Here is a 13,677-nt window from a genome sequence, read left to right on the forward strand (position 1 = left end):
CATACAGGGCGATTGACAGATATAGAACGTTCCAGTAATCAATTTGGAACGATCCCGAAAGGGAGAATCGCGGAAAGCCGCGTGAGGAGGGGAAGATGGGCAAACTGGTATCCGTGGCAGAGGCCGCATCGCGCATCCCCGATGGGGCGGTCCTGACGGTCTCCTCCTCCTCGGCGCTCGGTTGCCCGGACAAGATGCTGGAGGCCATCGGGGCGCGGTTCCGGGCCGAGGGGCATCCGCGCGGCCTCACCTCGATCCACCCGATCGCGGCGGGGGACATGTATGGCGTCAAGGGCATGGACCACATCGCCCAGGACGGGCTTTTGACCCGGGTGATCGCGGGGTCTTACCCTTCGGGCTCTTCGAACCTGCCGATGCCCGAGATCTGGAAGATGATCACCGAGGATCGGATCGCGGCCTATAACGTGCCCTCGGGGATCCTCTTCGACATGCACCGCGACGTGGCGGCGCGGAAGCCCGGGGTTCTGACCAAGGTGGGGCTCGAGACCTTTGCCGATCCGGTCCGCGAGGGCTGCGCGATGAATGCCAAGGGCGCCGCGGCCCCCATCGTGGCGCGGGTCGAGTTCGGGGGCGAGACCTGGCTGCATTTCCCCAACATTGCCCCCAATGTCTGCCTCCTGCGCGCCACCACGGCGGATGAGCATGGCAACCTGACCTATGAACACGAGGGCGCCTATCTCGGCGGCCTCGACCAGGCGATTGCGACGCGCAACCATGGCGGCCTGGTGATCGCCCAGGTCAAGCGCGTCACCGCGCGGGGCTCGCTACGGCCCCATGACGTCCGCGTGCCGGGCCACCTTGTGGACCTGATCGTGCTGGACCCCGACCAGAAGCAGACCTGCGAGACACCTTATGACCCGGCCATCTCGGGCGAGATCATGCGGCCCTGGGCCTCCTTTGCCCCCGCCGCCCATGGCGTGGAAAAGATCATCGCCCGCCGTGCCGCGATGGAACTGCGGGCGGGCATGACCGCCAACCTCGGCTTCGGCATCTCGGCCATGGTGCCTTATGTCCTGCTGGAGGAAGGCCATCCCCAAGCCGTCACCTGGGCCATAGAACAGGGCGCGGTGGGGGGCATGCCGCTGACGGGCTTTGCCTTTGGTTGTGCCTCGAACGCCGATGCCTTCATGCCCTCGCCCCAGCAATTCACCTATTTCCAGGGCGGCGGCTTCGATTTGTCCTTCCTCTCCTTCATGGAAGTGGACGTGGAGGGCAACGTCAATGTCTCGAAACTGGGGAAAAAGCCCTATCTGACGGCGGGCTGCGGGGGGTTTGTCGATATCACCTCCCATGCGCGGGAGATCGTCTTCTCCGGCTGGTTCGAGGCCGGGGCCGAGATCGCCCTGACCGAGCAGGGCGTGCAAGTGGTGCGCCCGGGCAAGTTCACCAAGATGGTCGAGAAGGTGGAACATGTCACCTTCTCGGGGGCCCGCGCCGTGGCCCAGGGGCAGAAGGTGCTTTACGTCACCGAACGCTGCGTGATCCGTCTGACGCCGGAGGGCCTGGTGGCGACCGAGATCATGCCGGGCATCGAGCCCGCGCGTGACATCGTGGCGGCCTCGGGCGGGCGGGTGCGGGTGGCGCCCGAGGCGGTGACGCTGCCCCTGTCGATCCTGGCGCAAGGTCCGATGGGGTGGCAGCCATGATCCACCTGATCCGCCATGGCGAGCTGGTCGAGTTGCGGCTCGACAACCCGGCCAAGCTGAACGCCCTGACCGTGGAGATGCTGGAGGCGCTTTCGGCGCATCTGGAGAATGTGGAGCGCGAGGGCGCCCGGGGGCTGCTTTTGACCGCCGAGGGGACGCGCGCTTTCTGCACCGGGGCGGATATCAACGCCTGGGGCGGGCTCTCGCCGGAGGACTTCGCGCGCAACTGGGTGCGCGGCGGCCACCGGATCTTTGACCGTCTGGCGCGGCTGGCCTGCCCGACCATCGCCGTCCTGCAAGGCCATGCCTTCGGCGGCGGGCTGGAGCTTGCCGCAGCCTGCGACATCAGGGTGATGGCCCCGGGCGCGACGCTTGCCCTGCCAGAGACCGGGGTCGGCATCGTGCCGGGATGGTCGGGCACGCAGCGGCTGGTCCGCCTCTTGCCAGAGCCCGTGGTCAAGGAGATGGCGCTGTTCGGGCGCCGCCTCTCGGCCGAACGCGCCTATGCCCTGGGCTTCGTGGCCGAGGTCTCGGATACGCCGCTTGAGGCCGCCATGACCATCGCCGCCCGGCTGACCGAGACCTCTCCGCGCGCCACAGAAGTGGCGAAATACATGATCCATGCCGGTCGCGGCGAGGACACCCCCGCTCTGATCGAGGCGCTCGCCTCGGGCATGACGGCCGCCAGCCTGGACAAGGCCGAGGGTGTCGAAGCCTTCCGCGCCAAACGCAAACCCGATTTCAAAGGTGCATGAGATGAATGACCTGACCCTGACCCATGCCACCGGAAAGCCCCTTCCCGCGCCCTTCCACGCCCGCCACCTGATCGGCGGCCAGTTCCAGGACAGCGCCGATGGGGCGGTGTCGGAGCGTCTCTCGCCTGCCCATGCCGTGGTCGTCAGCACCGCCGCCAAGGGCAGCCAGGTTGAAGTCGATGCCGCTGTCGAGGCCGCCCGGGCTGCCTTGCCGGGTTGGGCCGAGACCACCGGCAAGGCCCGCGCCGCGATCCTCCTCAGGGTCGCGGACCTGATCGAACAGCACGCCGAACGCATGACCCTTCTGGAATGCCTCGAGACCGGCAAGCCCATCGCCCAGGCGCGGGGCGAGGTGACGGGCTCGGCCGACCTTTGGCGCTATGCGGCCTCCTTGGCGCGGACGCAAAAGGGCGACAGCCACAACACTTTGGGCCCCGACATGCTGGGCCTCGTCCTGAAGGAGCCGCGCGGCGTGGTCTCGGTCATCACGCCCTGGAACTTCCCAATGTGGATCCTCAGCCAGAAGCTGCCCTTTGCCCTGGCCGCGGGCTGCACCTGCGTGGTGAAACCCTCGGAACTGACGCCCTCGACCACCGCGATGCTGGGCGAGCTGCTGGTCCAGGCGGGCCTGCCTGCGGGCGTGGTCAACATCGTTTTGGGGTTCGGCCAGCCGGTGGGCGCGCGGATGGTGAGCCACCCGGAGGTCGACATGGTGACCTTCACCGGGTCCAGTGCCGTCGGCCGCGCCATCGCCGCCGAGGCGGGCAAGAGCCTGAAGAAGGTCGCCCTGGAGCTTGGCGGCAAGAACCCGCAAGTCATCTTCCCCGATGCCGACCTCGAAAGCGCCGCCGATGCCGTGACCTTCGGCATCTATTTCAACGCCGGGGAATGCTGCAACTCGGGCAGCCGGATCATCGTTCACGCGGACATCGCCGAGGCCTTCACCGCCCGCGTCGTGGCACTCTCGAAACAGGTGGCCTTTGGCGACCCTTTGGACGAGGCCACGCAAGTCGGCGCCATCGTCACCCCCGAACACAATGCCAAGATCGACGGCTTCGTCCGCGCGGCCGAGGCCCAGGGCGCCAGGGTGGCCCTCGGCGGCGGCCCGCTGGTGATCCCGGGCCTCAAGGGCCAGTTCTACGCCCCCACCATCGTGACCCATGTCACCGCCGACATGGCGATCGCCCGCGAAGAGGTCTTTGGCCCGGTCCTCTCGGTCCTGACCTTCCGCACCCTGGAGGAGGCCATCGCCTTGGCCAACGACGCCTCCTATGGCCTCTCGGCGGGCGTCTGGAGCGAAAACGTCCACACCTGCCTGACCTTCGCCCGCCGCGTGCAGGCGGGCACCATCTGGACCAACACCTGGATGGACGGTTTCCCCGAAGTCACCTTCGGCGGCATGAAACAATCCGGCCTCGGCCGGGAAATCGGCTCTTACGGGCTGGAGGAATTCCTCGAGGTGAAATCGGTCGCGATGCGGGTTGGCCGCACGCGCGCACCCTGGGTGAAGACGATCTGACGCTGGGTCAGGGGTCAACGAGAGAAACGCAATCAACGGGAGGCTATCTGATGCGTGGATTTTTCGGGAAGACCATGACGGCTGCGGCGGTTCTGGCGATGACGACCAGCTTTGCCCGCGCGACCGATGTGGAAGTGCTGCATTGGTGGACCAGCGGCGGGGAGGCTGCCGCGCTGAATGTGCTGAAGGACATGCTGGCCGGGCAAGGCATCGGCTGGGTCGACATGCCGGTCGCGGGCGGGGGCGGCGAGGCTGCGATGACGACGCTGAAGGCGCGCGTCAATGCGGGCGATGCGCCGACCTCCGTGCAGATGCTGGGCTTCGACATCCAGGACTGGGCCGAACAGGGCAGCTTGGGCAACCTCGACGAGGTGGCGGCCAAGGAGGGCTGGGATGCGGTCATCCCGGCGGCCCTGCAGCGCTTCGCCAAGTATGACGGGCATTGGGTCTCGGCGCCGGTCAATGTCCATTCGACCAACTGGGTCTGGATCAACAAGGCGGCGCTGGACAAGACGGGCCTGGCCGTTCCGACCAATTGGGACGAACTGGTGACGGTGCTGGACAAGATGAAAGAGGCGGGCATCACGCCGATCGCCCATGGCGGCCAGCCCTGGCAGGATGCGACGGTCTTTGACTCGATGGTCCTGGCCCAGGGCGTCGATTTCTACAACAAGGCCTTCGTCGAACTGGACCCCGAGGCATTGGGGGGCGCGCAGATGGCCGAGGCTTTCGACCATTTCATCAAGCTCTCCTCCTATCTCGATGCCAATTTCTCGAACCGCGACTGGAACCTGGCCTCGGCCATGGTGATCAAGGGCGAGGCGGGCATGCAGATCATGGGCGACTGGGCCAAGGGCGAGTTCCTGAAGGCGGGCCAGAAGCCCGGCGCCGATTTCGTCTGCATCCGCTTCCCCGGCACGCAAGGCGCGGTCTCCTTCAACTCGGACCAGTTCGCCATGTTCAACGTGGACGGCGATGACAAGAAGGCCGCGCAACTCGCCATGGCCCAGGCCATCGAGAGCCCGACCTTCCAATCGGCCTTCAACGTGGTCAAGGGCTCGGTCCCCGCACGCACCGATGTGCCCGACACCGACTTCGACGACTGCGGCAAGAAGGGCATCGCGGACCTGGCCGAGGCCAATGCCAAGGGTTCGCTGGTGGGCTCCATGGCCCATGGCCATGCAGCCCCTGCCGCCGTCAAGAACGCCGCCTATGACGTGATCACCGGCGCGATGAACGGCAAGTTCGCCAGCGGAACCGAGGCGGCCACGGCGCTGGCCGCCGCTGTCGCTGCCGCGAAGTAACGATCTGGGGGCGCCTTCGGGTGCCCCCTCCCCCCAAACGTCCCGGAGTGCCCAACATGACTGGATCCCCCCAGCCAGATTTCCGCACGCGCCTGCAGGATTGGCTGCCCAAACTCGTGCTGGCCCCCTCCTTCGCCGTCACCATCTTCTTCGTCTACGGCTTCATCCTCTTCACGGTCATCTTGTCCTTCACCGGGTCCAAGATGCTGCCGCTGTGGAAGTTCGTCGGCCTGTCCAACTACTCCAAGCTTTGGGCGCTGGAGAACTGGAACACCGCCATCGTCAATATCGGCATCTTTGCCGGGCTCTACATCACGATCTGCATGGGCGTTGGCCTGATGCTGGCCATCTTCCTGGACCAGAAGATCCGGGGCGAGGGGATGCTGCGGCCGATCTACCTTTACCCCATGGCCTTGTCCTTCATCGTCACGGGCACGGCCTGGAAGTGGTTCCTCGATCCCGGCATCGGGCTGGAGCATATCCTGCAATCCTGGGGCTGGACCTCGTTCCACTTCACCTGGATCAAGGATGGCGATTTCGCGATCTATTGCATCGTCATCGCGGCCGTCTGGCAGACCTCCGGCTTCGTCATGTCGATGTTCCTGGCGGGCCTGCGCGGCATCGACAACGAGATCCTGAAGGCCGCCCAGATCGACGGCGCCTCGACCCCGCAGCTTTACCGCCGCATCGTCATTCCCCTTCTGCGCCCCGCCTTCATGTCGGCCTTCGTGATCCTGGCCCATCTGTCGGTCAAATCCTATGACCTGGTCATCGCGCTGACCGGAGGCGGCCCGGGCCGCGACACCGAACTGCCCGCGACCTTCATGTATTCCTACACCTTCACCCGCAACCAGATGGGCGTGGGCGCCTCCTCGGCCGTGATCATGCTGATGACCGTGGCGGCCATCATGGTCCCCTACATCTATGCCGAACTGAAGGAGAAAGCCTGATGTCCGCCGTGGCCCAAGAGAGCGCCGCAGGCACCGGCCGCGCCGCCCGCGCAGGCATCCAGCTCGTCCTGGTGCTCTTCGCGCTTTTCTACCTTCTGCCGCTTTACGTCATGGGGGTGAATTCCTTCAAACCCCTCTCCGAGATCACCGGAGGCAACATGATGGCCCTGCCGCAGGTCTGGACGCTGGAGGCCTGGGGCGCCGCCTGGTCGACCGCCCAGATCGGGGTCGAGCCCACGGGCCTGCGCCCCTATTTCCTGAACTCGATCCTGATGGTCGTGCCGGCGGTGGCGATCTCGACCATCCTTGGCGCGCTGAATGGCTATGTCCTGACCAAATGGCGCTTTCGCGGTGACAAATGGGTCTTTGGGCTGATGCTGTTTTCCTGCTTCATCCCCTTCCAGATCGTCCTGATCCCCATGGCGGTGACGCTTGGCAAACTCGGCCTCGCAGGCTCGGTCCCCGGCCTGGTGCTGGTCCATGTCGTCTATGGCCTGGGCTTCACGACGCTGTATTTCCGCAACTACTATGCCGCCTTCCCGACCGAGCTGGTGCGGGCGGCCCAGATCGACGGCGCGGGCTTCTTCCGCATCTTCTGGCGCATCCTTCTGCCCGTGTCCGGTCCCATCGCCGTCGTCTCGGTCATCTGGCAATTCACCAATATCTGGAACGACTTCCTGTTCGGAGCCTCCTTCGGCGGGACCTCCCAGCCCATGACCGTGGCGCTGAACAACCTGGTGCAGTCGTCCACCGGCGTGAAGGAATACAACGTCCACTTCGCGGGCGCGATCCTTGCCGCCCTTCCCACCCTCGTCGTCTATATCGTCGCAGGCCGCTATTTCGTGCGCGGCCTGATGGCTGGCTCCGTGAAAGGCTGACCTATGGGCTTCCTCGATATCCGCAACGTCACCAAATCCTATGGCCAGGTCCAGGTCCTGCACCGTGTCGACATTCAGGTCGAGGAGGGCGAGTTCCTCGTCCTCGTCGGGCCCTCGGGCTGCGGGAAATCCACGCTTCTGAACATGATCGCGGGGCTCGAGGCGATTTCGGGCGGCGAGATCGCCATCAAGGGCCGTGTGGTCAACGGGGTGCATCCGTCGAAGCGCAACATCGCCATGGTGTTCCAGAGCTATGCGCTTTATCCCAACATGACCGTGGGGCAGAACATGACCTTCGGCCTGGAAATGCACGGGGTGCCGAAGCCCGAGCGTGACCGCGCCCTCGCCCAGGTGGCCAAGCTTCTCCAGATCGACCACCTTCTGGACCGCAAGCCCGGACAGCTCTCGGGCGGGCAGCGCCAGCGGGTGGCCATGGGCCGCGCCCTGGTCCGCAACCCCGATGTCTTCCTCTTCGACGAACCGCTCTCGAACCTGGACGCGAAACTGCGCGTCGACATGCGCACCGAGATCAAGAAGCTGCATCAAAAGCTGAAAACCACCATCGTCTATGTGACCCATGACCAGATCGAGGCCATGACGCTCTCGACCCGGATCGCGGTGATGAACAAGGGCCATGTCCAGCAGCTGGGCACGCCGAAAGAGATCTATGACACGCCCGCCAATGTCTATGTGGCGACCTTCATGGGCAGCCCGGCGATGAACATCCTGCCCGCGAAAGTCGTGGTCCAGGAGGGCGCGCATCACGCCCAGATCACCGACAGCGAAGGTGCTCCCCAGCTTCTGCGCCTGTCGCAGACCAACCTGGCGGCGGGGCAAGAGATCCTTCTGGGCATCCGCCCCGAGGCCATCACCGACCCCGAGGGCGCCGACCGCAAGTCCGGCAATATCGTGAGCCTGAAAAACCGCGTCACCGTGACCGAGCCCGCCGGCGCCGATACTTTCGTCACCATGACGCTGGGCGGCCGCGACACGATCGCCCGGATGCGCGCCGATGCTTCGGTCGCGGCCGGCCAGGTCTTCGACTTTGCCGTCAACATGGAAAAAGCCGTGGCCTTCGATCCCAAGACCGAGGAAAGGATCGCCCCGTAATGCGTCCCGACCTCGTCATCATCGGCTCCGGCATGGGCGGGGCGACGCTGGCGGCGGCCTTGGCGCCCTCTGGGCGGCGGATCCTCGTGCTGGAGCGCGGCGATCACCTGACCGACACGCCCGAGACCCGCGACGACCGCGCGATCTTTGGCCGCGGCCATTTCCGCCCGCGCCAGGTCTGGCTGGACGGCAAGGGCCAGCCCTTCAACCCCGGCAATTACTACTATGTCGGCGGCAATTCGAAATTCTACGGCGCGGTGCTGATCCGCTATCGCCGCGAGGATTTCTCGCCGCTCCGCCACATGGGCGGCACGACCCCGGGCTGGCCGCTGAGCTATGACGAGCTGGAACCCGATTACCAGGCGGCCGAGCGGCTTTACAACGTCCGCGGCCAGATCGGCGAGGATCCGACCGAACCGCCCCATTCGGGCCCTTATCCTTTCCCGCCCGTGCCGGACGAGACCTCCATCGCCTGGGCCCGCGCCCGGCTCAAGGCGGTGGGCCTGCATCCCTCCAGCCTGCCGCTGGGAGTGGACCTGGACGCTTGGCTGAAACGTGCGCCCACGCCCTGGGATGCTTTCCCCAATGCGGGTTCCGGCAAGATGGATGCCGAGACCGCGCTGATCCAGGCGCTGCGTCATCCCAATGTGACCCTGCTCACCCAGACCCGCGCCACGCGGCTGCGCGCCGATGCCACGGGCCGTATCTTGGCGGTGGAGGTCCTGCAGAACGGCCAGCCGCAGACCATCGAGGCCGAGAGTTTCGCCCTGGCCGCAGGGGCCGTGCAGACGGCGGCGCTGCTTCTGGGGTCATCCGATGCGCGCCACCCCAGGGGCCTGGCCAATGGCTCCGACCAGGTCGGGCGGAACTTCATGAACCACAATGCCTCGGCGGTGCTGGCGGTGCATCCCCTGCGCCGGAACGCGGCGATCTATCAAAAGACCTTCCAGATCAACGATTTCTACCTGAAGGGCCCCGAGGGCGCACCCCTGGGCAATATCCAGCTTCTGGGCAAGATCTCGGGGCCGATCCTGCAGGCCCAAGGAGTACCGGGCCTCATCGCCCATTGGATCGCGAAACATTCCTGGGACTTCTACGCCATGTCCGAGGACCTGCCCGATCCCGAAAGCCGCGTCACGCTGCGGGACGGCCAGATCTGCCTCGACTGGCGGAGGTCGAACTGGGAGGCGCATCTGGCGCTCGTCAGGACGCTGAAGGCCAAGCTGCGCCAGGCGGGCTTTCCCCTGGTCCTGTCGCGGCCCTTCGACCGCAAGACGCCCAGCCATCAATGCGGCACGGCGCGGATGGGGGCGGACCCGCGCACCAGCGTGGTGGACCCTTTCAGCCGCGCCCATGACCACCCCAACCTCTGGATCACCGATGCCTCGGTCCTGCCCACTTCGGCGGCGGTGAACCCGGCCCTGACCATCGCCGCCCTCTCGCTGCGCGCAGCGCGGAGGATGGCATGAGGCTCGCCGTGATCACCGGGGGCCATCAGGGCGTGGGCCTCGGCATCGCCGAGGCGCTGCAGGAGGCAGGCTTTGCCCTGGCCCTGGTGGGCCAGGCGCCGCCGCGTCACCCGGTGATCGCCGCCGCGCTGGGTCGCTTGCCAGGGGCGCGCTATTTCCAGCACGACCTGCAAGAGGTCAAGAAGGTCGCCCAGCTGGTCTCCGAGATCGAGACCACCTGCGGGCCGATCTCGACCCTGGTGTCAAACGCCGGGGTGCCGGCCAGGATCGCGGGCGACATGCTGTCGATCGAACCCGCCAATTTCGACTTCGTCCTCGACATCAACCTGCGCGGCAGCTTCTTCCTTGCGCAAGAGGTCGCCCGCCGCATGGTCTCGCGCCCCGCAAGCGATTACCGCGCCCTGATCTTCGTGACCTCGGTTTCCGCCGGCATGGTCTCGGTCGACCGGGCGGAATATTGCATCTCGAAGGCGGCGGCCTCGATGGCGGCCGAGGCCTTTGCGGTCAGGCTTGCGCCCGAGGGGATCGGCGTCTTCGAGCTTCGCCCCGGGTTGATCGAGACCGAGATGAGCGACGAAATCCGCGCCCGCCACGAGGCGCGGATTGCAGGCGGACTGGTGCCTGCAGGCCGTTGGGGGCAACCTGCCGACATCGGGCGGGTCGTGGTGCCGATGGCCATGGGGGCGATGGATTTTGCGACGGGGGCAATCGTGCCGGTGGACGGCGGATTGTCGATCCCGCGACGCTAGGAGGCGACATGGCTTGGGATTACATCATCGTGGGTGGCGGCTCGGCCGGCTCGACCCTGGCGGGGCGGCTGTCGGAGGACCCTGCCCTGCGCGTCCTGCTCTTGGAGGCGGGGCCGCGCGACTGGCATCCCTTCTACACGATCCCGGCGGGGTTCGCGAAGATGACCAAGGGGATCGGGTCCTGGGGCTGGCAGACCGTGCCCCAGCGTCACATGAAGAACATGCAGATCCGCTTTACCCAGGCCAAGGTCCTGGGCGGAGGCTCGACGATCAACGCGCAGATCTATACCCGCGGCCATCCGCTGGACTATGACAACTGGCGCCAGATGGGCTGCCCGGGCTGGAGCTATGAAGACGTCCTGCCCTATTTTCGCAAGGCCGAGGACAACGACACCTACGACAACCGCTGGCATGGCAAGGGCGGGCCCCTGGGGGTCAGCAAACCCTCGGCGCCCCTGCCGATCTGCGAGGCGTACTTCGCGGCGGCGGGTCAGTTGGGGATCCCCACGAACCCCGACCTGACCTCCGAGACGCCCGAGGGCGTGGGCTATTACCAGCTGACCCAGCGCAATGTGCGCCGGTCCTCGGCGTCGAAGGCCTATCTGGGGCCGGCGCGGGGGCGGGGGAACCTGCAGGTGATGACCGGCGCCCAGGTGCTGCGCATCGTCGTCGAAAAGGGCCGCGCGGTGGGGGTGGAACTGGCGGGCAAGGGCCTCGTGCGGGCCGAACGCGAGGTGATCCTGTCCTCGGGCGCCATCGGCTCGCCCCGGCTGCTGCAGCTCTCGGGGATCGGTCCGGCCGATCACCTGCGGGATTTGGGGATCCCGGTCGTGCTGGATCAGCCCGGCGTGGGGTCGAATTTCCACGACCACCTTGATCTTTTCGTCATCGCCGAATGCACGGGGCCCCATACCTATGACCGCTATGCCAAGCCGCTTTGGTCGGCGGTCGCAGGGCTGCAATACCTGTTGACGCGCAAGGGGCCGGTGGCCTCGAGCCTGTTTGAAACGGGCGGCTTCTGGTGGGCCGACAAGGACGCGGCGCACCCGGATATCCAGTTCCACCTCGGCCTTGGCTCGGGAATCGAGGCCGGGGTCGCCGCCATGCCCCAGGGCGGCGTCACCTTGAACTCGGCGCTTTTGCGGCCCCGGTCGCGGGGCACGGTGCGCCTGGCCTCCGCCGATCCATTGGCCGCGCCGCTGATCGATCCGAACTACTGGGCCGATCCCTATGACCGCGAGATGTCGATCCGGGGGTTGAAGCTCGCGCAAGAGATCATGTCCCAGCCCGCCCTGAAGCCCTTCGTCCTGGCCGAGCGTCTGCCGGGGCCGAACGTCCGCAGCGACCAGGATTATTTCGACTATGCCTGCCATCATGCCAAGACCGACCATCACCCGGCAGGCACCTGCCGGATGGGCGCGGATGCCGAGGCGGTGGTCGATCCGCAGCTCCGCTTCAACGGGATCGCGGGGCTGCGGGTCGTCGATGCCTCGGTCATGCCGCAGGTCGTGTCCTCGAACACCAATGCCGCCACGATCATGATTGCCGAAAAGGCGGCCGACATGATCCGGAAGGGTTAAAATCCGCTGGACAGGGCGGGCATCGGGCGGGAAAGAAGTCATATGGGACGACCGACGATCATAGATGTGGCCAAGGCGGCGGGGGTCTCGAAATCCACCGTCAGCCTGGTATTGCAAAACAGCCCGACCGTGGCCGCCCAGACGCGTGAGGATGTGCGCCGCGCCATGGCCGAATTGGGCTATGTCTACAACCGGGCGGCGGCCAATTTGCGCTCCTCCCAGGTCGGGCTGATCGGGCTGGTGATCAACGACCTGCGCAACCCCTTCTTCACCGAATTCGCCACCTCGGTGCAGATGGCGCTGTCGGAGGCGGGCTTTGCCGCCGTCATCGCCAATACCGACGAGGACCCCCGCCTCCAGCAACGCGCCATCGCGGGGATGGTCGAACATGGCGTCTCGGCCCTGATCATCTCGCCCGCCTATGGCGACGACGAGGCTTTCGGGCTTCTGGAGCGCGCGGGCGTCCCCGCCCTGCAGGTCCTGCGCAAGGTCAGCGAGAGGACCGACCTCTTTCCGTTTTCCGTGCCCGACTACGGCCATGGCAGCCAGCTTGCCACCCAGCACCTGATCGACCAGGGCGCGCGCCGCATCGCCTTCGTCGGCGGGGTCGAGGGGCGCTCGGTCACGCAAGAGCGCATGTCGGGCTATCTCTCGACCATGCAGGCGGCTGGGCTCGCGCCGCATGTGATCCTCGGCCGCCCGACCCGGGCCTTTGGCCGCGCGCAGATGGGCGATTTCGACGCGGCCTTGTGCTTCAACGACCTTGTGGCCTTGGGGATGCTCTCGGGCCTGACCCATCGCGGGGTCAAGGTCGGCCAGGACTTCCGCCTCGTGGGCTTCGACGACATCGAGGAATCCGCCCAGTCCCTGCCCGGCCTGACCACGGTGCATTGTGACATCGAGGGCTTTGGCCGCCGCTCGGCCGAGGCGGTGCTGGCCTGGCTGAACGACGGCACGAAGCCTCCGCCCGAGACGCGCACCCCCGTCACCCTCGTGGTCCGCGGCTCGTCTCGTGCCGGGTGACGGGCGTCACAGCCCCGACGCGATGGCCGTCTTGGACAGAGGTGACCTCGGCAAGCTTGACCAAGCGCAAGACAGCAGGCCTTTCCCTTCTGACATGACCATGTCGGAAGGTCGGCCGGCTTGGACGCCTATGACCTCAGCCGCAGGATCTCGACCAGGGCGGCCAGCGCCGAGGAGGGGGCGGCGCGGTTGGGGTAGTAGAGGTGATAGCCGGGGAAGCTGGGGCACCAGTCCTCCAGCACCGAGGCCAGGCGGCCCTCAGTGACATGGGGGCGGACGAGGTCGGCGGGCAGCCAGGCGAGGCCCATGCCGTCCAAGGCTGCCGCAAGACCCAAGTGCAGGCTGTTGTTCACGAAGCTGGGCGTGACCCGGACATTGACCACGCGGCCCTCCTTCTCGAACTCCCAGGGCGCGATATTGCCCAGGCGCGGCAGGCGCAGCGCGATGCAGCGGTGGGTGTGCAGGTCGGCGGGGGTCTGGGGCGTCCCGTGGGTGGCGAAGTAACCCGGCGCGCCCACGACCGCCATCCGAAGGGGCGGGGAGATTGCCACCGCGATCATGTCCTGCGCCAGGTGCTCGCCGATGCGGATGCCTGCGTCGAAGCGCTCGGCCACGATGTCGGTCAGGCCATAATCGACCGAGACCTCGACCGTCACCAGAGGATGCGCCGCCA

Annotated in this window: 12 protein-coding genes; 11 read left to right on the plus strand and 1 reads right to left on the minus strand. The window is 66.5% G+C overall.

What is annotated here, in order from left to right; all coding sequences use genetic code 11:
* Nucleotides 1-95: 95 nt before the first annotated feature.
* The 11 genes from GV832_RS17465 to GV832_RS17515 are packed head-to-tail and all read left to right on the plus strand — an operon-like array spanning nt 96 to nt 13,004.
* Complete coding sequence (locus GV832_RS17465; protein WP_168776166.1) at nt 96-1,667, plus strand: acyl CoA:acetate/3-ketoacid CoA transferase; 1,572 nt, start codon at nt 96-98, stop codon at nt 1,665-1,667.
* Nucleotides 1,664-2,422, plus strand: coding sequence for an enoyl-CoA hydratase/isomerase family protein (locus GV832_RS17470; protein WP_168776167.1), 759 nt, complete (start codon nt 1,664-1,666; stop codon nt 2,420-2,422). Before GV832_RS17465 ends, GV832_RS17470 begins: the two co-directional genes overlap by 4 nt.
* Nucleotide 2,423: 1 nt before the next feature.
* The gene (locus GV832_RS17475; RefSeq protein WP_168776168.1) at nt 2,424-3,941 is read left to right on the plus strand and encodes an aldehyde dehydrogenase family protein; all 1,518 of its coding nucleotides are present in this window, start codon (nt 2,424-2,426) and stop codon (nt 3,939-3,941) included.
* A gap of 50 nt (nt 3,942-3,991) precedes the next feature.
* On the plus strand, nt 3,992-5,245 hold the full coding sequence (locus GV832_RS17480) for an ABC transporter substrate-binding protein (RefSeq protein WP_168776169.1): 1,254 nt from the start codon (nt 3,992-3,994) through the stop codon (nt 5,243-5,245).
* Nucleotides 5,246-5,301: 56 nt separating this feature from the next.
* Nucleotides 5,302-6,195 (plus strand): carbohydrate ABC transporter permease, encoded by an 894-nt coding sequence (locus tag GV832_RS17485; RefSeq protein ID WP_168776170.1) that lies wholly within the window; start codon nt 5,302-5,304, stop codon nt 6,193-6,195.
* Nucleotides 6,195-7,073 carry a carbohydrate ABC transporter permease gene (locus GV832_RS17490; protein WP_168776171.1) on the plus strand — a complete coding sequence of 293 codons (879 nt, stop codon included), beginning with the start codon at nt 6,195-6,197 and terminating at the stop codon, nt 7,071-7,073. The genes GV832_RS17485 and GV832_RS17490 overlap by 1 nt, the downstream gene beginning before the upstream one ends.
* 3 nt (nt 7,074-7,076) lie before the next feature.
* Entirely contained in the window at nt 7,077-8,183 is a 1,107-nt protein-coding gene (locus GV832_RS17495; RefSeq protein ID WP_168776172.1) for an ABC transporter ATP-binding protein, read from the plus strand.
* The gene (locus GV832_RS17500) at nt 8,183-9,652 is read left to right on the plus strand and encodes a GMC oxidoreductase (RefSeq protein WP_168776173.1); all 1,470 of its coding nucleotides are present in this window, start codon (nt 8,183-8,185) and stop codon (nt 9,650-9,652) included. The genes GV832_RS17495 and GV832_RS17500 overlap by 1 nt, the downstream gene beginning before the upstream one ends.
* The gene (locus GV832_RS17505; protein ID WP_168776174.1) at nt 9,649-10,401 is read left to right on the plus strand and encodes a 3-ketoacyl-ACP reductase; all 753 of its coding nucleotides are present in this window, start codon (nt 9,649-9,651) and stop codon (nt 10,399-10,401) included. Before GV832_RS17500 ends, GV832_RS17505 begins: the two co-directional genes overlap by 4 nt.
* A gap of 8 nt (nt 10,402-10,409) precedes the next feature.
* On the plus strand, nt 10,410-11,981 hold the full coding sequence (locus GV832_RS17510; protein ID WP_168776175.1) for a GMC family oxidoreductase: 1,572 nt from the start codon (nt 10,410-10,412) through the stop codon (nt 11,979-11,981).
* Nucleotides 11,982-12,023: 42 nt separating this feature from the next.
* A complete protein-coding gene (locus GV832_RS17515) occupies nt 12,024-13,004 on the plus strand; it encodes a LacI family DNA-binding transcriptional regulator (RefSeq protein WP_168776176.1) in 981 nt (326 codons plus the stop codon).
* 128 nt (nt 13,005-13,132) lie between these two features.
* Here GV832_RS17515 and GV832_RS17520 read toward each other — a convergent pair.
* Nucleotides 13,133-13,677, minus strand: a 545-nt coding sequence (locus GV832_RS17520; RefSeq protein WP_265332522.1) for a LysR substrate-binding domain-containing protein, incomplete at its 5' end; no start/stop codon positions are given.

The sequence above is a fragment of the Stagnihabitans tardus genome (assembly GCF_009925085.1).
Taxonomy (GTDB): domain Bacteria; phylum Pseudomonadota; class Alphaproteobacteria; order Rhodobacterales; family Rhodobacteraceae; genus Stagnihabitans; species Stagnihabitans tardus.